The following is a 21,347-nucleotide window of genomic DNA, read 5'->3' as shown; positions in this document are numbered from 1 at the left end:
ACGAATCCAATTGAGCGTCTCAACGGCGAAATCAAGCGACGCACCGAGGTCGTCGGCATCTTTCCGAACGACGAAGCCATCGTCCGTCTCGTCGGTGCATTGCTGCTCGAACAGAATGATGAATGGGCCGTTCAACGCGCCAGGTATATGACGCTTGAGACCATGGCCCAAATGAGCGATGATCCCCAAATCAGCCTGCCCCGCTGTGATGTCGGGTTAGGAAACGAGCGGGACAGCAGGCTAATACACTGCCCGAATTGCCCCGTGTGGACGGCAAGCGTCAAGCCTTGATGCCAAATTCAAACGGATATGAGTGGGGCTTCGCAGCTGCGGCGAGGTCTCGATAGGGTCCGACAGTAAGCCCGAATGAGTGGGCACAATGGGACTGAAAGTGGGATCACTTGGTGAGCCCGTTGTTCCCGCGCGGAGATCCCGCCGCTATTCTCGCAAATGTCGGACAGCCGCCGCCCTTTGTCGCATTTGTCGAGATCACGACAATCGGTTTGTCCCGCTCTGCTCTACGCACCCGTCAAGCCACGGAGTGGTGCCTGCTTCGCAGTTTTGAATTTGAGAGCGAGCGGGCTACGGCTCCGTCATTGCTGGGGGTCCGATAGCGAAAGCCTGTTCGAGATGCGTGCTTCTCTATCGTCGCACAGGGCGTTTTCAGCATCTTGGGCCCTCTCACCGGTCTGAACAACTGTTTCAGCTTGATCATTTGAGGTTTTCGCAACCGAACGTGCTTGCCGTGGCTGGTCGGCAAGCCGTCGCTCGAACGATCATGGAATGCGATACTAAGTTTTCCGGAATCTGGATTCCAACTGGAATGCAGGAATACGATCGGTAGTAGCGTTTTTAGCTCGCATTTTACGCTGCATTTTCGAGTGGCACGTCGCTTGCTTCATTTCTCGTGCCGCCGATTCACCGAAACTCAGAAAGAGCCAACGCAAGCTCTATGGTGGTGCGAATTGCCCACTGCTCCCGCGCCCAGACGGCGCGGAACCGGCCTAAAAGCGGCATTAATCTTGGCGAAGGACAATTCAAATCCAAGGGAGAGTAAGATGAGCATCACACGCAGACATGTCATCGTTCAGGGTGGCGTCATTGCAGCAGGCCTGCTCGCCAGCGGCCTACCGGGGACAAAAGCCTTCGCGCAGATACCGTCAATCCCTTGGCGGCGCTCACTGCAGGGCTTGGCCTGGAACGACCCGATCATCGAGACCTATCGCGACGCAGTGCGCCTTCTCAACGCCCTTCCCGCCAGCGACAAATTCAACTGGGTCAACCTCTCGAAAATTCACGGCAGCGGTGACGTCGTCAAATACTGCCCGCATGGCAACTGGTATTTCCTGCCGTGGCACAGGGCCTATACGGCTATGTACGAGCGCATCGTTCGGCACGTGACCAAGAACAACGATTTCGCTATGCCGTTCTGGGACTGGACCGACAATCCGTACCTGCCCGAAGTGTTCACAATGCAAAAGACGCCCGACGGCAAGGACAATCCACTTTATGTTTCGTCGCGCACCTGGCCAATCACGCAGCCGATGCCGGACAATATAGTTGGGCCACAGGTTCTCAACACCATCCTAACGGCGAAGCCATACGAGGTCTTCGGCACCACCCGCCCCGAGGGACAGAACTCACTCGATCCTTCCTGGGTCACCACCAGCAGCGGCACGCAGGGGGCGCTGGAATACACACCGCACAATCAGGTGCACAACAATATCGGTGGCTGGATGCCGGAAATGTCGTCGCCCCGCGATCCGATCTTCTTCATGCATCATTGCAACATCGACCGCATCTGGGCGACCTGGAATTTGCGCAACGCCAACAGCACGGATCGACTCTGGGCCGACATGCCGTTCACCGACAATTTCTACGATGTCGACGGCAACTTCTGGTCCCCGAAGGTCTCTGACCTTTATGTTCCAGAGGAACTCGGATACAATTATGGTTTCCGGACCTACTTCAAGGTCGCGGCGGCGAGCGCCAAAACGCTGGCCCTGAACGATAAACTCACGTCCGTGATCGCGGCGACGGCGACCGATGCTGCAATCGCCGGCGTGACGACCACCTCCACGGACAACAGCAAGGCGGCAACGGAAAACGTGCCGCTTTCGCTGCCGATCAAGATCCCGGCGGGCGCATTGCAGGAGATCGTCCGCCAACCGCCTCTGCCATCCGGCATGGATACAATGGATTTCGGCGCGGCACAGGAGCAGGCGGCCTCCGCTCCTCGTGTGCTGGCATTCCTGCGCGATGTCGAGATCACCAGTGCCAGCACGACCAGCGTTCGGGTGTTTCTCGGCAAGAACGACCTTAAGGCCGATACGCCCGTCACCGATCCCCATTACGTCGGTTCTTTCGCCGTTCTCGGTCATGACGGCGACCATCATCGCAAACCATCCTTCGTCCTCGATCTGACGGACGCGATCCAGCGGGTTTACGGCGGAAGGGGGCAGACGGATGGCGAGGCCATCGACCTGCAGCTCATTCCTGTCGGATCGGGAGCGGGCAAACCCGGCGCCGTAGAGCCCGCAAAGCTAGAAATAGCCATAGTGTCCGCCTAACATCCGGACTGGCTGGGTTGTGGAGACATCGATGCGCTATCATCGTTGGGTGCTTATCGCTATTCGTGCGGCGGCATTATCGATGCTGCGCATCGTCAGCCCGGTTCAAGCTAACGAGAGCGACATGCGGGCAACGACCAGTAAGCCCGCGACGATAACCATATCGAGCAGAGCAGTCCACTCATCGGTTGATACCAGTGCGCGGGTCGTCCTTACTGTCACTGGTTATGAACCGTCGACTTCAGGACCAGTGACGACGGTCGTTTCGCTTGACTGCGGCAGTAACGTTCGCGAAATTGGTAGGTTTGGTATTTTTCCGAACAAGGCGTTTTCGGTATTGGACGGGGCAAAGCCTCAACGATTTGGGTTTCCCTTGCCCGATGACCCGTCTTGCCGTCAGCCACAGACCGTCATTATCCGGCTGGAGCCTCAAACAGGCGGCGGTTCGGGCGCCAGCATCACTATCAGCGACGCTAGCATTGAATAGATTGGCAGTCGGGGCTGATTTGCCGCTAGCTCCAGAACCTTGGCGGCAATGAAAGTCCGCCGGATAAAATAGAGGGTTTTGATAGGTTGTTGTGACAAAGGTCCAACGCGCAGCGCCTATCGTGGTCAACAGTTTACAGTCTTGCCGCTGCATTCGGCGACTGATGGTCGTCTGCAAGCAGGCAAAGGTTTTTGGCCGACCCGAGACTAGGCTCAAGATAAAGTCGCTCTTAAAGGCATTGAACCAACGACGCGTTCCTAGATCAGTAAAGTGACTCTTCAACCACTTCAGATGCTTGCGCGGAGGCTGTCCGAAAGCTGCATTGACTTCGCACGCGGTCCAAAACCGATTCAGACTGCGCGTTCAATTCAAAACTGAAGATTAGACGTGTGCTTTTAATGGCACTGGATTTGCAAGGACACGGGCGGCGTGCGGCCATAGGTATCGCTTCCATTCGTGATAGAGAGGCGCGGAGGTTAGTCTTGAAACGAAGAGATTTTTCGACTGTTGGGCTCACTGCTCTTCTCGCCGGGATCGTATTCCCGGCTTTTCCCAGCACCGGATTCAGTGAGCAGCGAAAGCCGTCCATCCCCGCACTCCCTGATCAGCGGAAACTTTGGAGTTGGATCAAAAGGCTCAACAGTTTCGGCCCCCGATTGACCGGCAGCCCGGCGCAAGCACGGGCAATCGATTATCTTGCTGGTGAGTTGAGAGGGATGGGCCTTGAGGTGAAGCGCGATCAACTCACGATGCGCCGGTGGATGCCACGAACCACCGCGTTCAAACTGTCAAATGGTGAAGTAATTGAGGTAGCGGCGCCGTTCCCGTATTCCGGGCTTACACCTCCCGGCGGTATCTCGGGTAAGATGGTTCTTTTCAACGGTCGGGTTCAGGCGTTTGAGAAAGCCCGCGGCAAAATTGCGGTGGTGACGGTAAAGCGTCGGGATCTGGCGGCATTCCTCGAACTGGTGACCAATCGACGCGGCAGCCTGCCGGAAGGCATAGACTTTCCCAAAGCCGTAACCACGCCGCTTATCACCGGTTTGCTTGGCGTACCGATCGACAAGGCGCGTGAAGCAGGGGTTTTAGCCGTCGTTTGCATTTTCGAAGGCGTCTCGGAAGTGCAGTTGAAGGGGCAGGTGCTGCCATTCACCACACCGTATTGGGGCTTACCTGCAATATGGGTGGCGCAATCTGAAGGAGAGCGGATCAAAGCCGCGAGCAAGCACGGTTTGAGCGGTCGCCTGACCTTGGATGGCACGTTGGAAGACGTTGCGACCGATACGATTTATGCGGTTTTGCCGGGCTGCAACCTGCTTGAGACAATCATCATCAACACCCACACCGATGGACCTAATGCGTGCGAAGAGAACGGCGGTGCTGGGGTACTCGCTCTGGCGCATTATTTCTCCTCGCTACCGAAATCTGCCCGCAACCGGAGCCTCGTCTTCGTACTCGTCACGGGTCATTTCCAGCTTCCCCAGTTCGGCCGCCACGGGAATCAGGCGACGGCGACCTGGCTCGAAATGCATCCAGAATTGTGGGACGGCAAACCCGGCCATGCTAAAGCCGTTGCAGGAGCTACGATTGAGCATCTTGGATGTACCGAGTGGCGAGATGACTTTGCAAAAGGGCACCCCGCGCCCACCGGGAAGCCGGAACTCGATTTGATCTATACCAGTAATAAGTCGATGAGTGACGTGTACATCGCTGCCGCACGCGGGCGCAAAAAGGTACGCGCGCTGATAGTCGCCCCAGCGGCGGCGCAGGTGATGTTGGGCGAAGGACAGCCATTATACGCATCAGGAATTCCGACGATATCAAGCTGTCCGATACCGGACTATCTTTGCCAGGTCTTGCCGGGCGGAGGCTTGGACCGGCTCGACCCTGATTACGCCTTTCAGCAAGTCGAAACCTTTGCCCGCACGGTCGACTTGCTCGACAGGATGCCGCGTGGTGAGATCGGAATCGTTCCGTTTAACCTGTCCACTGTTATCGGTGATCTGCTGTAAACCTGACCAACACTAACGCCAGCGAAAATGGCGGTGTCACGCGGTCGGCACTTTAACTGGCGCCGAGGATCATCTGGCTGTTCACGATAGTGCCGGGTCATAGCCGTCCCATCTGGGCACGCTTCGTCATGCATCAGATGACCGGCCTGCGTTTCCACATCGCGGCCTTCGAGGCTCTCGGCGGCGCTCCGCGGGAGTGCTTTGCGACCGGATGAAGACTGCCGTCATCGGTGAGCGTCAGACAGAAGGCATCGTCTATAACCGTGCCACCACCAGCCTTAGCCCCAACCAAAGCCACGCGGACGGCCGCTGAAACATCCTAGTTGGTGGGATCCCACACCGCAGGCGAATCCATCACCTCCTGTCCTCCGATAGTCTCCAACGAGCTGGGAGAAACTGCTGATCCAGGCTGAATGAAGACTTTGTGTGGCTTTCCCTGGCGACGAGCTTGCTGCCCCCTCTCCCGGCGTAGCTGGCTGACCCAGTGCTTGGCATAGACATTGCAGGGGATGAATGCGGCGGTAACTCGTTGGGGTCGGAAGTCGTCAAACTGCTTTCCTAGGCGTCGGCATTGCCTACCGAGCACCTCGCCAGACGGAAGCACGATCGATCTGGCACGTATGTATGCGTACGGGATCATAACCATAGAGGAGTTGAAACGATGGCGGATATTCTTACATCTCTAAACCCGCTCCGGTGGATTGAAGCGCCATCCACGGAACTGGACAGCCAAGTGACCCAAAGTCTATTCCCGATGTTCCAACGCTTGGCGGCAGCGGGCGCTGAAACCGCTAAAATTCTGCAGGTTGCCTTATTGCGCCGCGTGCAAGTCATGTGCGACACCCACTCTACCCGCCAGGGAAAGCTCTTTACTGAGGCCGAACGTCTTGCCGAGAGTCTACGCGAGGTGCACGGCAATGGGAATGGGCCACGCTTGGGCGGAATACCTGCGCGACGCTAGTGAGCGCGCCATATTGTGCATGGATCTTCTCCGACAGCGCGGCGACATCTTCCTCGAACATGAAGCGGCAGGCTGTCCGCCGGTTTTCTTCTGCGACTACGAGACAGTTATGGATGGAAACGATCTGCCCTTGAAATCCAATTACGTGTTACTTCGAATGATCCCGCCCCAAGGTGTTAACGTCGATGACACGAAGCGCCCCTTCATAATCATTTGCCCGCGCGCCGGACATAGTCCCGGCGTCGGTGGCCACAAAGAAGACAGCCAGGTCGGCGTGGCGTTCCGGGAAGGTCACCCGGTTATTTGGTGTCCTTCCGCCGAGAGCCAGAGGGGGGGCAGTATCTCTCTAATGTCACGTATGCGGAAGCGGCCTTTGTTCGTGAGGTCATGCGCCTGCATCCGCTTGCCCGCCTTCCAGTCGTAGTCGGCAACTGCCAAGCTGGCTGGGCTACCCTTCTGATGGTTGCGACAAATCTCGACTTAGCTGGCCCGATCATCCTCAACGGATCGCCGGTGACACCTACCTCGGGAAATATCGGCGAAAATACCCTCCGCTACATGGCGGGCCTCTTCGGGGGAGCTTGGATAACCATGTTTTTGTCAGATCTGGGCGGAGGCATCTTCGACGGCGCCCATCTCGTACAGAATTTCGAAACGCTCAATCCCGAGCGCCAGTTATTCATGAAGTATGTCGAACTGTTCCGAGATGTGGATGCGGCGAGCGAAGCCTTCCTTAAGGCTGAGAAGTGGTGGGGCGGCTTCTGCCTGATGCGGGGAGACGAGATCCGCTGGATAGTTGAGCACCTCTTTGTTGGTAATCGACTGGCGCACAACAAGGCGTATGGGGAGCCGGACCGGCGGCATTTCGACCTTAAGAAGATCAGGGCGCCTATTATCATATTTGCCAGTCATGGCGACAATGTAACGCCGCCGCAGCAGGCGCTGAATTGGATCCCCGAAATCTATGACAACGAGGAGGAAATCCGCCTTCTCGGCCAGCACATTATTTATATGGTACACAACGACGTCGGTCACCTCGGTACATTCGTTTCCTCGAGAGTAATCAACAAAGAATACAATGAGGTTGCAAGCACGCTCGAGGCAATTGAGGCGTTGTTGCCTGGCCTTTACGAGATGCGCATCACGGACATTCAAGAAGATGCTGGACACAAGAGCTATAGTGTTGAACTGATCGAGCGCACCTTCGAGAATATCCGTGAGTTTAACGACGGCCATGACGATGGAGGTCCCTTCGCTGCCGTCGCCCGCGTCTCTGAACTGCAAGCGCAGATCTATCACACAGTTGCCCGCCCCTTTGTGCAGGCCGCGGTCACAGACATCTCAGCAGACGCCAGCCGAATGTTCCATCCAAAGCGGCTGGAGCGATCGCTGCTGTCTTCTCAGAATCCGATCATGGTTGGCTATAAGTCAATTTCAGAGCAGGTACGGAACTCCCGGGCGAACGCAGCAGCGGAAAATCCTTTCCTGGCTGCGGAAGCGCTCTATTTCAAGGCTGTCGAACAGGCGATCGTGGTCATGCGCGACTGGCGCGACATGGGTTATGAGCTCGCGTTTCACATGATCTGGAACAACCCTTGGCAGCGATATTTTGACAATCCCCACGAAGCATACCGCAAAGGGACGACACTTGACGATATGAGATGGCAGCCGGACATCGCCAATGCGCTCAGGAGGATCGCGATCGGCGGACTCGCCGATGCCATCATCCGTATGGTCGTACTCCTGGTGAGCGATCGTGGCGGGATCCGACGCGACCGCCTGGCGCGCTGGTCACGGGTGCTGACCGAGGACGAGCCCTTCCGCTCACTAAGCGCTGATCATTTGGCCGAAATCACTCGCGTGCAGACGGCTATCGTCACCTTTGAGCCGGAGCAAGCAATCGAGACGCTGCCGCTGTTGCTAACGGAACCGAGGCAACGGCAACTCGCTTATGCAGCCGCTTGCTATATCCCGGGCTCCAGGGCGGAGATGTCATCGAGTACTGTTGCCATGCTACAGCGCTTCGCGGACGTGCTTGGCCAGCCATCGATCGTCGATGTGATTGAGGATCCGCTGGCAGTGACATAGTTTGTTCGTAGAGTAGCGTCTCGATCTCACCGAATCACATAATTATTGGTTTTCGCTCGTTGGTCACGGAGGCGCTTGAAACAATTCCATCGCAAATCCAGCCAGGACCGCAGATCGGAAAATTGCCATTGGACATCCGTCCTTTACAACGCAACGATGCCGTAATCCGGTTCAGTGATCGGGCCGGCAGAGGGCGGATTGAAACTGTGGAGGAAGGCTCTCGTCATAGGGCTGGCGCTCGCTGCAAATCATCGTGATCGAACGCACTGGCCATACGGTTGATCTCGGCTGACCGCGCACCGACCGCCTTGGCGGTCTCGCGCCACCTTGCGGTGTCGCGACTTCCTTAATGATCGCGCGAGCCTCGGCGAGCGTTAGGGCGTAGAGCCCTGCAGGTTCTTCCAGCAGGTCAAGGGAGCAGGTGCCTTCATCAAGATCAATGTTTGTCGTCAGCGCGCGCGCCTTGACATCCGTAGGCACTGGATTGAGGTCATAGGCAGGGGACAACGACCAGCTGGCTTTATTGAGCCACAGAAAGCCGTGATTTTTCTCCCCAGCTCAGAGCTAGAGCGGGCTGCAGCGAGAAGCGGCCCGGGTCCTCGAGCCAGGCACGATCATACTCAAACACGATTGTTTCGGCACCACGGGCGCGATTGCTCCGGGCCAGATGGGACGTGTGCGGCCGTGAAGGTCGAGATGAACTTCGAAATCAGCCATCGCGTGACGATCCCGGTGATCGCCTTGGGTGAGCGTGCTTGGGCAACTCTGCATTGGCCAGAGACTGGCCGACGCTGTCGTCACCGATGTCGGCGACTTGGCTCAGCCCATCTAGCAGGCCGAGTGCCTGGAGGACGCCTGCATAGATGCCGATGCTGACATTGGTGTCGCCGGCCTCGATCTTTTGAAGCGTTGAGCGTGAGGTGAAGGCACGTTCGGCTACTACCGCCATAGGCAGGCGGCGACGTCGACGTGGATGTCTGCGCCCAGTTTGCGCAGCGCGCGCCGCACCCGGAGGGTTGTGAGGTGTCGGAATTTGTCACCTTCGCACTACAGATTGCACTAGATATGTAGCACGAAGGTTACAATTTTTCAAGAGAGATGGTCAGAGAGAAAAGTGGTTAGAATGGGAATTGCGGATAGCGCAAGTACGAGCCAGGCTGGCAGGCGAAGAAAGATGGCGGATCTTGAGGCGCTCAAGATCGATGCCGCCTCCGGACCGGAGGCGCGATCGGAACCACTATCGTCTGCTGATGCGGCTTTTGCCGATTGCCAAGCTGCACCCGGCCGTTAGTCGAACGGGTGCTCCTGGAAGATGCGGTGGTGTCGGTGACCGTGGACACCTCGTCGATCAGGGTCGCAACGTGGCTGGTTTTGAGAAATCGGCGGGCGGACATTGTCGGCCATCAGGACACCAATTGAACTAGGCCATTTGGACTAGAATTTCCACTTATGGCGCGCCAACCGATCGGTTCCTCATGGATCGGGAAGCCGACCTCTACACAGCGGGCTCAATCCTCGAGAATAGTTGCTAATGACCGCTCATCAGACAATCTGATTGAAAGTTCCCCGCGAAGCAGCCATATATTTAGCTCAAATTCATTAGTGCTACGTAGGACATTGATCATGGTAGATGTGGAGCTGCAGGTCGCTCGGCAAAATGCCTCTCTTCGAGTGCAAGTCGAAGAAAGGCTCAGACAGGCTATTGCGACGGGCAAGTTCAAGCCGGGGCAAAGGCTCGTCGAGCGCGAGCTTTGCGAAATGATCGGCGTGGGTCGCACGTCCGTCCGTGAAGCGCTTCGGCAGCTTGAGGCAGAGGGATTGATCACAAGCTTCCCCCACAAGGGTCCAGTTGTCAGTATCATAACCTATGAGGAGGCCGCTCAGCTCTACACCGTCCGCGCGCTGCTCGAGGGGTTTGCTGGTCAGCAGTTCGCCGAAAATGGAACGGCGGAAGATATTGCCACTTTGCAAGATGCCGTTAGAGAATTCGAAGCGTCGGCGGAAAGCGGCGTGGGACACAGGCTCATCGCTGCCAAAAACGCCTTCTATGACTGCTTGATGGATGGCAGCAAAAACGTCTTCGTCAGGCAAATGCTAACATCGCTGCACAACCGGATCAATCTTCTGCGCATGACTTCGATGACACAACCGGGGCGCCTCAAACATAGCATTGCAGAAATCAAAGAGATTGCCGAAGCGATCCAAAATCGCAACGGACCCAGGGCTGCGGCCGCTTGTAAGCACCACATTGATATGGCTGCGAAAGTCGCACTCGAGTACCTGCGCAACAACACCTCAGGCTGATGCCATAAGATTTTCCGAAAATTGACAGATTGTCTGATGCTGGAGGTGGCCGGGTGTAATTAAATCCTTCAGGCACGGTGCTTTTGACAACGCAACAACCTCTCTGGTGTCCATCGGACGATAAGATGGGTGCTGCTTGCACGTCATTTTAAGTGAGGTGATTGAAGAAGCGACGGCAAAATTGGCGTCGTAGCGAGGGCGCGCCGGCCCAAGCATGAATTTTCCGATTGACAGATTGTCTGATAGGTCGTTAACTACTCCTCACTAACGGAGGTAGCTGATTGTGCTTGCCTCACATTCGGGAGCGGGACGTTGTCACCACGAAAAAATCTGCGCGTCGCCTTTATTGGTCTCGGCGCAATGGGCGGGCCGATGGCACAACATCTGTTGTCGGCTCAATTCGAAGTCACTGGCTTTGATCTATCGGCCGAGGCTAGGGAAAGGTTCGCGGCCGTCGGCGGCGTTCCGGCAGAGACGGTAGCGGAAGCATTCAATGGGGCCGATGTTGCGGTTACCATGCTTCCCAACGGCAAGGTTGTTCAAGACGCGCTCTTCAAGGATGGGGCCTGGCAATCCCTGAGTGCTGACGCGCTTGTCATCGACATGAGCTCATCGGCGCCCAATGATACTCGTGAGCTCGCAGAGCGCTTGCATCAGAAGGGCTTGCGGCTGGTCGATGCTCCCGTGTCAGGCGGAGTGAAGCGAGCCGTCGAAGGCTCTCTTACTATCATGGCAGGCGGTGCTTCTGACGATATCGATCAAGCTGATCCCATCCTGTGCGCCATGGGCGGCCAGATTTTTAGGACAGGCCCGATCGGCTCAGGGCACGCCATGAAAGCCATCAACAATTTCGTATCGGGAGCCGGGGTTCTGGCAGCTATCGAAGGCGTTCTTCTTGGCCGAACGTTTGGTCTCGATCCTAGAACGATCGTCGATATTCTCAACTCGTCGTCTGGCAAGAACAACGCAACAGAAGTGAAGATGAAGCAGTTCATCCTCTCGGAGACTTTTGGCTCTGGTTTTGCTTTGGGGCTTATGGCGAAAGACATTAGGATTGCAGCGGACTTGTCGAAGGCGCTCAATCTCCAGCTGCCGACATTGGCCGGTACCGCTGATGCCTGGGATGCTGCTCGGCATGCTTTAGGCCCCGATGTCGACCATACGAAAATTGCGCAGTTCGTGAAAGATCAGGCCTGACCGCGAAAAACTACGCCAAACTGACAGTTGAAAATTGTCTGATAATCTGTCAAATATGATGAAGGGAGCGAAACCCAATGGCCACTTTGGACAGGAAAGATAAGGGGTCTAAGGCCGGCGAGCGAACAGCTCCATCGGAGCAGTTCAAGCGCGGACTTGCTACTCGTCGGCAGGTGATGGGGGACGCTTACGTTGATGCGGCCCTCGGAAAGGCGACCGACTTCACCTGGCCGATGCAGGAACTCGTCACCGAGTATTGTTGGGACAATATCTGGAACCGACCTGGCCTCGACCGTCGCGCTCGATCGATCCTCAACCTTGGAATGATAGCGGTTTTAAACCGACCGCACGAGCTCAGAGGCCACATCCGCGGCGCCATCAACAACGGTGTTACGAAACAGGAGATCCAGGAGATCTTCCTTCAGGTGGCTATCTACGTTGGTGTGCCAGCAGGCATCGACAGTTTCAGGCATGCCCAGGAAGAATTCACCGAAATGGGCATTTGAGAATGTGCTGTCCCGTGAGGGGGCATGTACAACATGCGCGGAGTTCTCAGCGCTTATCAACAAGGGAGGAGCCTAAAATGGCGATAGATCTCAAGAAATTCATAGAATTCGTGCGGGAGGATTTCGAGTTCAAGCGCGAAACTCGTTATCTTAACGGTATATTAAAATGCGATTTCCCTACCCGCAGTGTAGCGCTTCATTTCGAGGACGGTACGTTGCTAAAGGTGGAAGAGGCCGAATACGACGACGACAAGTGCACTATCGTCATACGCGGGACCGGTTCACAGTGGGAGGCGCTGCTTCAGCACAAACCCTTGCCGTTTTATCAGTGCTTGCAGTCATCAAACATCAAGCATGGCCTCTACCTTAGCAGTAACAACGAAACCTTCGCGTATCTGCCTGCTCTCAACCGCATGACCACCCTGATGCGCAATGCCCGTTCTGAAGGAGCAGCAGCATGACCAAGTTTGACCCCATTATCGGCCGTTATCTCTATCTCACCGTAGAAGGTATCGAGTACCGCGTCTATTACGAAGAAGCGGGCCAGGGGATTCCGCTTCTCGTCGGTCATACGGCAGGGTCCGACGGTCGCCAATACCGTCATATGCTTTGCGATTCCGACGTGACGAAAAATTTTCGCGTCATCGCGTTCGATCTGCCGTATCACGGCAAGTCCCTTCCCCCCTACGGCGTTCGCTGGTGGGAGAAGGAATACAACATGACCAAGAAGTTCATGATGGACTTCCAGCTCGAACTCTCAAAAGCGCTCGACCTAGACCGCCCCGTTTATTTGGGCAGCTCCATGGGCGGCCATCTCGCGATCGACCTGGCATCGAACTATCCGGACAACTTCCGCGCCACGATCTCGGTCGAAGGTGCGTTGCGCTCGGCGGCGGAGTACGTCGACGTCGGTATGGCTGGCATCCGCAGGGAGTTCGACAATCCAAACGTCAATCGCACCTCCATCGGTGCGGCGATGATGCTGAATATCTCACCGTACTCGCCAGAAGCGAATGTCCGTGAAATCCAGTGGGAATACAGCTGCGGTGGACCGGGAATCTTCGCGGGTGATCTTTATTACTACTACTACGACCACGATGTGTCGCCAGAAGAAGCCAGCAAAATCGATACGTCGAAATGTATGCTATACTTCCTCACGGGCGAATACGATCCAAACACGTCCCCGGCCGATACCAAGATTGCTGCAGACCTGGTCAAAGGCTCCAAGTTTTGGACAATGGAAAAGCTCGGACATTTTCCCGTTACTGAGGACTATAGCGAGTTCCGGAAGTATCTGTTGCCGATTCTTGAGGAGATCCAACAGTCATCAGCAGCCCGGTCTAAGGTTGCCTGATCCTTTTCTCGGGAGGAGAACTTCAATGAGGTGCATTCTGAATGTCACACTTGGGGCGCTGATCTCGGTTAGCGCCCTGGCGACAACCGCTTACGCGGATGGTGTCGATCAGCTACCGGCTACAGAAAAGAAGATCTATGAAACTGTAGATCCGCAGATTCCATTGGGGGCGAGCGCCTACAAAGACTTCAAGCCCAAAAAGGGTCCTCCGTGGAAGATCGGCTATGCAAGCAGCTACGCTGGCAACACCTGGCGAGCCGCAGCTCTCGATGCGGTCATGAGCGATCTTTTACCGCGATCAAAGGCTGCGGGCCTGGTGTCTGATGTCGTGGTCACCCAGTCGGATCTTAAAGACGCCGTTCAGATCCAGCAGATGCGTCAAATGGTGGACGAAGGCGTCGATGCAATCATCATCTGCTGCTCGAACGTCACGGCTCTTAATCAGACGATCGAATATGCCTACAAAGCCGGTGTGCCGGTGTTCTCATTTTCGGGCTACGTGACGTCGCCATACGCCATCAATGGCGCGGCCAATCACGCGCAGGGCGGTGCCGAGATGGCGACGTGGCTGGCGGAAAAAATAGGAAAGAAGGGCAATATCCTTCTCGTTTCTGGTATTCCCGGTTTCGCTTCTTCGGACAGCTTTGACAAAGCGGCTAAGGAAGCACTTGCTAAGTACCCCGACATAAAGATCGTCGGTGAAGTTGCAGGGAAGTGGACCGACCAGGTGGCCCAGGTCGAAGTTCAGAAGTTTCTTGCGACGAACCCGACGAAGATTGATGGGATCCTCACGCAGGGGGCCCAAGAGAACGGCGTTCTCAACGCAATGCTGCAGTCAGGTCGAGACATGATCCCGATTACTCTCGGGGGGGAAGCTTCCGCCGCGTGCTACTGGCGCAAGAACCCCGAGTTTGTGGACAGGAGTTTCCATATTTGGCCGCCGCGTCGCGAGATGCAACAGATGTGGGAGATCATGCTCCGCACATTGGAGGGACAAGGCCCTAAGGTTCAGTCCTTCCTTCGACCCGTCTTGCCTTACACCATCGATGAAGTCCGCGCGGCAATACCAGAAGATTGCGACTTGAACTCGACAGACTTCGTGGAGCCCAAGGCGGACGGGTGGTTTCCTGCTGCGATTGCTGCAGACTACTTCGAACGCCCGGCTGATCCCTGGAAGCCTGTGTCGAAGTGAAACTGTTCTGCCCGGTGGGTCTTGCCACCGGACAGAAGTTTCTCTTGTGGGAGGACCGCCTCGCGCGGCCGTTGGGATTAGAGGATCTCCGATGCAAAACCAAACTACGATCAAGTTGATCAATGTTGCCAAGTCTTTCGGCGAGACTAAGGCCTTAAAGAAGTGTGATTTTGAAGCCCGGGCCGGAGAAGTGCACGCCATCGTCGGAGAGAATGGAAGTGGCAAAAGCACGATGGCGAAGATCATGTCTGGAGTGTTGCACCCAGATTCCGGGAGCGTTTCGGTCCTTGGAGAAGAGATTTCGACTCCGACTGACGCCAAGCGCATCGGGCTGACAACGATCTTCCAGGAAGTGCTGGTGGCCGACGAGGCCAGTGTATTGGAAAACCTGTATGTCGGGCGCGACGGCATCTTCCGCTCGCAGGGCGGCAGTGGTCGGCGTACCGAGGCTGAGGAGATCCTGAAACGCCTCGTCGGCAAGCCCGTGGATCTCGATCAGAACGTTGGGGCATTGCCTCTGAGCGTCAAGCAATGGATAGTTATTGCGCGAGCGGTCTTGCGCAGGCCGAAGGTCCTCATCCTCGATGAATCGTCTGCGGCATTAGACCTCGATTCCACGATCCGCCTCCACGAGGAAATTGATCGTCTCCGTAGGGAAGGTGCGACCGTGCTGATCGTAACGCATCGGATCGCTGAACTTGTCCGCATCGCCGATCGAGCCACGATCCTTCGCGACGGCGTCACCATTGGTACGCTCGAGAAGCATGAAATAACTGAAGAGAACCTGCTTTCAATGATGACGCCCGCGGACCGAAACGCAAGCGACGCGAAGGCGTACGAATCAAAGCAAGTAGGCGCCGCCGCGCCGGCCGTGGTAGCGGTAAGAGACCTCGTTACTCACAGCGCGGCAGCGCCCTTCGATTTCGATCTACCGAAAGGAGCGATCATCGGTGTTGCAGGACTCGACGGGCAGGGGCAGGACGCTTTCGTACGCGCCGTTGCGGGTATCATCCAGCCTTTTGGTGGTAATGTCCAAGTCTGGTCATCCAGCACCGAGAGAATGAAAAAGGTCGCATCGCTCGAAGACGCTACCAAAGCAGGAATCTCGTATATTTCCGGCGACCGCAAGCGTGAAGGTATCTTCCCTCAGCAGAGCATCTTCGAAAATCTTGCCATCGGCGTCTATCGCAAGAACCTCGGTCCTCTTGGTATAATCAATAAGGCCGGCCTCAAACCCATGTTCAAACGCGAGGTGGATCGGCTCCGGATTAAGATTGGAAGTCCGGCGAACAAGATCACCTCACTGTCGGGCGGAAATCAGCAAAAAGTTTTGATCGGCCGTGCCTTTGCAAACGAACCGTCCGTCATCGTCCTTAACGATCCCGCTCGCGGTGTCGACCTCGGAACGAAGCGCGATCTCTACCGCGAACTGCGCCTGTTCACGGAGAAGGGTGGCAGCGTGATTTATCTATCAAGCGAAATCGAAGAGTTCATCGGCTTTGCGGACCGCGTCGACGTCTTCTTTGCTGGAAGGCTTTTCCGGTCGCTAGCAGGCGAGGACATAGCGGAAGAGCCAATCTTGGCCGCAATGTTTGGAAAATCGCCAAACGCCTCCATCGAGTTCGATCTGGAAAGGACTGCATGATGTCTGGAATCGCATTCCGTCAAATCACCCAGGACCGTTCCCTCTTCGTGCCGGCCGGCCTATTCATCGTCCTTTTGGTCGCCGTTGCCCTACGCGGACACGGGCTATTCACGAACAACGGCCTCGCAGGTGCAATCCTTGTCGCCACGCCCTTGATTCTAACGGCGCTTGCCCTCACCCCCATTGTCATGGCGGGTCGTGGAGCAGTGGACCTTTCAGTTGGCCCCTTGATGGGGTTCATCAACGTTACCCTTATTACCTGGCTTGTGGGTAACGGAATTACCAACCCTATCGCAGTGATAGTATGGGCAGTCGGCCTGGGAGCGGCATTCCAGCTACTCCAGGCGCTGGTTATCATTTATGTGCGTGTCGCTCCGATAATCGTTACGCTGTCGGGTTTTCTTGTCCTCTCCGGGTTGAACCTGATGGTGATGTCCCGACCGGGTGGAGTCGCGCCCGACTGGATGCTTAGCTGGGGGGCGGGGACCGACATCATGTCACCTGTTTTGCTGTTGCTGGTTGCAGCGTATGCATTATGGCTCCTTCTCAGGGGGACTATGTTTTACCGCAACCTTCGCATGACGGGTGCGGATGAGCGCATGGCGTATACGAGCGGCGTTCGAGTGGACGCAGTCCGCATCATCGCCCACGTTGTTGGTGGAGCATTCGCTGGACTTGCCGCCCTCAGCTACACGGCGCTGATCTCCTCTGGTGATCCGACGCAGGGCAGCACCTACACCCTTCAGGCTGTTACGGCCCTGGTTCTCGGAGGTGCGAGCCTCTCCGGTGGTCGTGGTGGAGCACTTGGATCTACGCTTGGCGCGATCAACATGTTCCTCATCTCCTATCTCCTCTCCACCTTCAACTTCGGCACGGTTTCGGGGTTCGTTACCCAGATGGCATTCGGCTTAATCCTCGTCGGATCACTTCTCGTGAACGTCTTTGTCATCAGTCGCCGCGCGGTTGTGTAAGGAGCAAGATAATGGTCGCGACAGTTATGAATTCCGAAATCAAATCGGCTCAGAAGTCTAACCCGCTCAAGGCTCATCGGAGCATCGTCATTGGCTTTGTTCTTCTGGCCTCTCTCTTAGCACTCGGTGCATTGCTGGTCCCCGGCTTCGTATCATCCCAAAACGCGCGTTCAATCCTTCTTCTCGCAGCGTTTCTGGGGCTTGCCTCCATTGGCCAGACCCTGTGCGCTCTGGTCGGTGCGCTCGATCTTTCGATACCATATATTATTGGAGGCGCGAACATCCTCCTTCCCAGCCTTATGGTCGCAGGTATTCCCGCTCCCCTCGCGATGCTGGTTGTCATGCTCCTCGGTGCGCTTGTCGGGGCCGCCAATGGCGCCCTGAGCTTCCGTCTCCAAGGGCAAGCGCTGATCATGTCGCTCGGAGTTGGCTTCGCGGCCGTCGGTGCGGTCCAGATCTACACCTCACTCGGCTCGGCGTTTGGTGGTACAGTGTTTGCTCCGGTACCCGAATGGCTGAGGAACATTTCGGCGTTCAACGGAAAGTTTTTCGGCCTGTCGCTGCCTCCGGTCATCGTGATCTGGGCTATCGTCGCCATCGCGCTTGGATGGTTCATGTACAACACCTGGTTTGGCCGCAGCATTTACGCCGTCGGCGGAAGCCGGACGGCGGCCGCCCGCCTCGGAATCTCCGAATTCAAGGTCTGGACCGTCATCCATAGCGTCAGCGGTGCCATGTCTGCAATCACGGGCATGCTGCTACTAGGGTTTTCCGGTGGTGGCTTCGTCGGCGTGGGCGACCCTTATCTTTTCACCACCGTAGCAGCGGTGGTGATTGGAGGGACGTCGCTTCTTGGTGGGGCGGGCGGCTATGGCGCGACAGTGCTCGGTGTTCTTGTCCTGACTGTACTGACCTCGCTTCTAGTTGGCCTCGGACTGAACTTTCCGGCGCAGCAGGCTGTCGTCGGTCTGCTCATCGTTCCGATGGTCGCGATATACGCACGGTCACCACACATTCGAAATCAGATATGATCAATGCATAGAAAGGAAGATCCATGGCAATCTCCAGCACCCTGCTAGGCCGTTTAAAGGACCAGACTCTCGTTCGCGAGCAGATGCTGGTTGGAGGAAAGTGGTCGAGCGAAGGGGTAAACGGCACACGCATCAACGTGCTAAACCCCTCCACGATGGACGTCCTTGCCTCTTTGCCTAGCGCTGGCCTTGCTGAAGTGCGAGCCTCTATCGATGCTGCAAAGGCTGCACAGAAGAAGTGGGCTAAGGTTTCGGCGAAGGAACGCTCGCTGATCATGCGGAAGTTCTACGAAGAGGTGGTAGCTAACGCTGAAGACCTGGCCGTAATTCTGACATCGGAAATGGGCAAGCCACTGGCGGAAGCGCGTGGCGAGATTGCTTACGGCGCTTCCTACATCGAATGGTTCGGTGAGGAAGCCAAGCGTGTCTATGGTGACACCATTCCAGGTCACCAGGCCGACAAGCGACTGCTTGTCATCAAGCAGCCGGTTGGCGTTGTGGCCGCCATCGCTCCTTGGAACTTTCCGTCGGCGATGGTGTGCCGCAAGATCGCGCCGGCGCTCGCGTCCGGCTGCGCGATCGTATTCAAGCCTGCTGCCGAGACTCCGTTATCGGCGCTTGCATTGGCGATCCTCGCGGAGCGTGCCGGAATACCCGATGGCTTGTTCAGCGTCCTCCCGACGGATAATGCAAGAATGTTTGGCGAGGAGGTCTGCTCCAACCCGGTCGTCAAGAAACTGACCTTCACCGGTTCGACCGAAGTTGGCCGTATCTTGATGGCGCAAGGCGCCCAGAAGATCATGAAGCTGAGCCTGGAACTCGGCGGCAATGCGCCGTTTATCGTTTTCGACGATGCAGATCTCGACCAGGCGGTCGAGGGGGCTATGCTTTCTAAGTTTCGTAACGCGGGTCAAACCTGCGTGTGCGCGAACCGTATTTACGTACAGAGCGGGATCCATGACAGGTTCGTCGAGAAGCTGGCAATGCGCGTGAGTGCCTTGCAGGTTCTTGACGGGTTTGAGAGCGGGGCGACGATCGGCCCGTTGATCAACGATGAAGCGGTAGCAAAGCTCTATGGTCATATCGATGACGCTGTGACCAAGGGTGCGACTGTCGTGGTTGGTGGTGACCGCGATGCTCGCGGAGGCACGTTCGTCCAACCAACGCTTCTCTCGGGTGCCACAAAGGATATGAAGGTTGCGCGTGAGGAAACCTTCGCGCCTCTGGCTCCGGTGTTCAAGTTCGATACTGTCGAGGAAGTCATCGAACTCGCGAACGATACGGAATTCGGCTTGGCAGCCTACTTTTTCGCCAACGACCTCAGGAACGTTTGGAAGGTCACAGAGGCGCTGGAATACGGCATGGTTGGCGTGAACACGGGTCTGATTTCCACCGAATTAGCGCCATTCGGCGGCGTCAAGCAATCCGGCTTCGGCCGAGAGGGCTCAAAGTACGGAATGGATGACTTCTTATCCATGAAATACGTCTGCATGGGCGGGATCGGCGCATAGCGATCGCCCAAGGGTCGCTCGCCGACTGAACTTAAAGGGGGAGAGGTCTGTTGAATAGAGGCAGGACAGCAACATCCTCTCCGCCGGTTGCGAGGTCTCAAAAGGCTGGACTTTTCTAGAGGTTTCGCGGGAGCTGTCCTACGGATCTTCCCTTCCGACCCCTTCTGGGGCCGGCCTTGCAGACGAGATTTCTGCCTGTCTTTTCGATTGTCGATCCTTCCGCCAATGCCCTACAAGGTAAGTCTTTCCCAGATAGCTTGTAGCCTTCGAAGAGGTAACACGACATGAACGAGCTGTTGCACCGTGGCGTTGTCGTTTCAACGTATCGGAGTCCTGAGCAGGAGCATGATCACCACCCGATCGATGCACGCGTTCGTCCTGAAATCGATCAGGCCGACGATGCTGCACGTGCCAGCGTGGAGGGTCAAGCGAAAGCCATTCGCGTCAACCAGCGACGCGTCAAGGTGTAGTTGTCGGCGGCCGCACCCTCAGTGTCGGTTTGACGTAGCCGCCGATCTTCGCCGGCGCCAGGCCTTTATGGTAGATCCGGATGCGTCCGGGTCATCCAGACGTCAAACGCGTAATGCAGGAAGAGATTCGATAGGATCGGGCTGACCACGCCCCCTTGCGGGGTACCACGCATCCGCTCAATGACTTCTCCGTTCTTTTCCATAGGCGCGGTCAACCATCTTTCGATGTAGAGCAGAGCCCAGTTGCATTTAACGTCTTTTCTGACCGTCTTCAGCAAGAGATCATGCGGAAGATTGTCGAACAGCTTTGATGTCGGATTCCGGATCAATCATCTGCTTGACCACCATCTGCGCGATCCGATCACTGACCGCCGATTCCAGATCTTGTAGAGATTTCTCGCAAGGTCTTTGTCAAACATCTCCAGGGTCTCACCGTCCACCCGGCTGCACCACGGTTGGCTTTGACCGCTTTGTAAGCTTCGTACACTTGCCGCTTCTCAATCCGAAACGGCTTGTCTGTCGTACCTATCGAGTCATCCTGTTTCCGGTTGTTCCAAACAATACGACCACCTGATCCGATCCCTTTGCTCCGGCCCCATTACAGGGCCCTCAACGCTCATACGGATCGGTCCGCCCCGGTCTCCTGCATCGGTACTCTCGCCTTACGGTTTCTCCGCTTGGGCTTCTCCCTTGGCATCAGGAGCCTGGTTCCTGCAGTTCCGGGTGAAAGCCTGTGTCCAACACGCCCCCTCTACGCCGGTCGCCGCCCGCCCAATCATCAGGCACCCGGCGGACTTGTCCCAGGATGACGAAACAGTCCTGGTTTCGACGACGCTTATATTCATAACGGCGCGTCTTCGGAGGGTTCACTTTCGTTCGTCTTTCGGACACGCACCTGCTCGGATCTCGTCCGAACTCTTCATCCGGCGCTCACCACCACGGCTCTTTACCGCAGCAGCTCGGACTGGTTTGAGACCCGCTCCTGAAAGCCGATCCCGGAGGGCCATCCTCCATCATTCACGCAGCTTCACGTTACGGGGTTAGCTCA

At 56.4% G+C, this 21,347-nt stretch carries 15 protein-coding genes and 5 pseudogenes; 17 read left to right on the top strand and 3 right to left on the bottom strand.

Annotation, left to right across the window (positions count from 1 at the left end; genetic code table 11):
• From GA0061105_RS25780 to GA0061105_RS25755, 6 genes and pseudogenes are all read left to right on the top strand, one after another.
• A pseudogene (locus GA0061105_RS25780) lies at positions 1-201 on the top strand (transposase); the annotation flags it as partial.
• An 857-nt stretch (positions 202-1,058) separates the two neighbouring features.
• On the top strand, positions 1,059-2,570 hold the full coding sequence (locus GA0061105_RS25775; protein ID WP_029875549.1) for a tyrosinase family protein: 1,512 nt from the start codon (positions 1,059-1,061) through the stop codon (positions 2,568-2,570).
• A gap of 31 nt (positions 2,571-2,601) precedes the next feature.
• A complete protein-coding gene (locus tag GA0061105_RS25770) occupies positions 2,602-3,057 on the top strand; it encodes a hypothetical protein (RefSeq protein ID WP_011053334.1) in 456 nt (151 codons plus the stop codon).
• Positions 3,058-3,539: 482 nt separating this feature from the next.
• A complete protein-coding gene (locus tag GA0061105_RS25765) occupies positions 3,540-5,069 on the top strand; it encodes a zinc-binding metallopeptidase family protein (protein WP_064812014.1) in 1,530 nt (509 codons plus the stop codon).
• Between the two features lie 65 nt (positions 5,070-5,134).
• Positions 5,135-5,352: pseudogene (locus GA0061105_RS33480) on the top strand (IS21 family transposase); the annotation flags it as partial.
• Positions 5,353-5,986: 634 nt separating this feature from the next.
• Positions 5,987-8,118: pseudogene (locus GA0061105_RS25755) on the top strand (DUF3141 domain-containing protein).
• A 223-nt stretch (positions 8,119-8,341) separates the two neighbouring features.
• On the opposite strand, the pseudogene GA0061105_RS33935 reads toward GA0061105_RS25755, so the two are convergent.
• Positions 8,342-8,667, bottom strand: a pseudogene (locus tag GA0061105_RS33935) (type II toxin-antitoxin system HipA family toxin); the annotation flags it as partial.
• A gap of 160 nt (positions 8,668-8,827) precedes the next feature.
• The gene (locus tag GA0061105_RS25745; protein ID WP_008534330.1) at positions 8,828-9,067 is read right to left on the bottom strand and encodes a helix-turn-helix domain-containing protein; all 240 of its coding nucleotides are present in this window, start codon (positions 9,065-9,067) and stop codon (positions 8,828-8,830) included.
• A 674-nt stretch (positions 9,068-9,741) separates the two neighbouring features.
• On the opposite strand from GA0061105_RS25745, the gene GA0061105_RS25740 reads away from it, so the two are divergent.
• From GA0061105_RS25740 to GA0061105_RS25690, 11 genes are all read left to right on the top strand, one after another.
• Entirely contained in the window at positions 9,742-10,422 is a 681-nt protein-coding gene (locus GA0061105_RS25740; RefSeq protein ID WP_004668612.1) for a GntR family transcriptional regulator, read from the top strand.
• Positions 10,423-10,734: 312 nt separating this feature from the next.
• Positions 10,735-11,619 (top strand): NAD(P)-dependent oxidoreductase, encoded by an 885-nt coding sequence (locus tag GA0061105_RS25735; protein ID WP_004668614.1) that lies wholly within the window; start codon positions 10,735-10,737, stop codon positions 11,617-11,619.
• A 77-nt stretch (positions 11,620-11,696) separates the two neighbouring features.
• Entirely contained in the window at positions 11,697-12,125 is a 429-nt protein-coding gene (locus GA0061105_RS25730; RefSeq protein ID WP_170964896.1) for a carboxymuconolactone decarboxylase family protein, read from the top strand.
• Positions 12,126-12,202: 77 nt separating this feature from the next.
• Positions 12,203-12,586: a hypothetical protein gene (locus GA0061105_RS25725; protein WP_004668622.1), complete on the top strand. Its 384-nt coding sequence runs from the start codon at positions 12,203-12,205 to the stop codon at positions 12,584-12,586.
• Positions 12,583-13,479 carry an alpha/beta fold hydrolase gene (locus GA0061105_RS25720; protein ID WP_004668623.1) on the top strand — a complete coding sequence of 299 codons (897 nt, stop codon included), beginning with the start codon at positions 12,583-12,585 and terminating at the stop codon, positions 13,477-13,479. The genes GA0061105_RS25725 and GA0061105_RS25720 overlap by 4 nt, the downstream gene beginning before the upstream one ends.
• A gap of 25 nt (positions 13,480-13,504) precedes the next feature.
• Positions 13,505-14,671 (top strand): ABC transporter substrate-binding protein, encoded by a 1,167-nt coding sequence (locus GA0061105_RS25715; protein ID WP_008534334.1) that lies wholly within the window; start codon positions 13,505-13,507, stop codon positions 14,669-14,671.
• 91 nt (positions 14,672-14,762) lie between these two features.
• Positions 14,763-16,316: a sugar ABC transporter ATP-binding protein gene (locus tag GA0061105_RS25710; RefSeq protein ID WP_004668627.1), complete on the top strand. Its 1,554-nt coding sequence runs from the start codon at positions 14,763-14,765 to the stop codon at positions 16,314-16,316.
• Positions 16,313-17,287 (top strand): ABC transporter permease, encoded by a 975-nt coding sequence (locus GA0061105_RS25705; protein ID WP_008534336.1) that lies wholly within the window; start codon positions 16,313-16,315, stop codon positions 17,285-17,287. Before GA0061105_RS25710 ends, GA0061105_RS25705 begins: the two co-directional genes overlap by 4 nt.
• Positions 17,288-17,298: 11 nt before the next feature.
• A complete protein-coding gene (locus GA0061105_RS25700) occupies positions 17,299-18,318 on the top strand; it encodes an ABC transporter permease (RefSeq protein ID WP_004668632.1) in 1,020 nt (339 codons plus the stop codon).
• Positions 18,319-18,341: 23 nt separating this feature from the next.
• A complete protein-coding gene (locus tag GA0061105_RS25695; RefSeq protein WP_008534338.1) occupies positions 18,342-19,829 on the top strand; it encodes an NAD-dependent succinate-semialdehyde dehydrogenase in 1,488 nt (495 codons plus the stop codon).
• A gap of 284 nt (positions 19,830-20,113) precedes the next feature.
• A complete protein-coding gene (locus GA0061105_RS25690) occupies positions 20,114-20,299 on the top strand; it encodes a hypothetical protein (RefSeq protein ID WP_004668636.1) in 186 nt (61 codons plus the stop codon).
• A 68-nt stretch (positions 20,300-20,367) separates the two neighbouring features.
• Here GA0061105_RS25690 and GA0061105_RS34100 read toward each other — a convergent pair.
• Positions 20,368-20,861: pseudogene (locus tag GA0061105_RS34100) on the bottom strand (reverse transcriptase domain-containing protein); the annotation flags it as partial.
• Positions 20,862-21,347 lie beyond the last annotated feature (486 nt).

Origin of the sequence: Rhizobium aethiopicum, assembly GCF_900094625.1 — a bacterium.
Lineage (GTDB): Bacteria > Pseudomonadota > Alphaproteobacteria > Rhizobiales > Rhizobiaceae > Rhizobium > Rhizobium aethiopicum.
This window is presented reverse-complemented; position numbering and strand designations above follow the sequence as displayed.

What these genes read in the sequence shown, in the direction of transcription:
- GA0061105_RS25775 (WP_029875549.1), top strand. Translation starts at nt 1,059, where the DNA reads ATGAGCATCACACGCAGACATGTCATCGTTCAGGGTGGCGTCATTGCA.
- GA0061105_RS25770 (WP_011053334.1), top strand. Translation starts at nt 2,602, where the DNA reads ATGCGCTATCATCGTTGGGTGCTTATCGCTATTCGTGCGGCGGCATTA.
- GA0061105_RS25745 (WP_008534330.1), bottom strand. Translation starts at nt 9,067, where the DNA reads ATGGCGGTAGTAGCCGAACGTGCCTTCACCTCACGCTCAACGCTTCAA.
- GA0061105_RS25740 (WP_004668612.1), top strand. Translation starts at nt 9,742, where the DNA reads ATGGTAGATGTGGAGCTGCAGGTCGCTCGGCAAAATGCCTCTCTTCGA.
- GA0061105_RS25730 (WP_170964896.1), top strand. Translation starts at nt 11,697, where the DNA reads ATGGCCACTTTGGACAGGAAAGATAAGGGGTCTAAGGCCGGCGAGCGA.
- GA0061105_RS25725 (WP_004668622.1), top strand. Translation starts at nt 12,203, where the DNA reads ATGGCGATAGATCTCAAGAAATTCATAGAATTCGTGCGGGAGGATTTC.
- GA0061105_RS25720 (WP_004668623.1), top strand. Translation starts at nt 12,583, where the DNA reads ATGACCAAGTTTGACCCCATTATCGGCCGTTATCTCTATCTCACCGTA.
- GA0061105_RS25715 (WP_008534334.1), top strand. Translation starts at nt 13,505, where the DNA reads ATGAGGTGCATTCTGAATGTCACACTTGGGGCGCTGATCTCGGTTAGC.
- GA0061105_RS25710 (WP_004668627.1), top strand. Translation starts at nt 14,763, where the DNA reads ATGCAAAACCAAACTACGATCAAGTTGATCAATGTTGCCAAGTCTTTC.
- GA0061105_RS25705 (WP_008534336.1), top strand. Translation starts at nt 16,313, where the DNA reads ATGATGTCTGGAATCGCATTCCGTCAAATCACCCAGGACCGTTCCCTC.
- GA0061105_RS25700 (WP_004668632.1), top strand. Translation starts at nt 17,299, where the DNA reads ATGGTCGCGACAGTTATGAATTCCGAAATCAAATCGGCTCAGAAGTCT.
- GA0061105_RS25695 (WP_008534338.1), top strand. Translation starts at nt 18,342, where the DNA reads ATGGCAATCTCCAGCACCCTGCTAGGCCGTTTAAAGGACCAGACTCTC.
- GA0061105_RS25690 (WP_004668636.1), top strand. Translation starts at nt 20,114, where the DNA reads ATGAACGAGCTGTTGCACCGTGGCGTTGTCGTTTCAACGTATCGGAGT.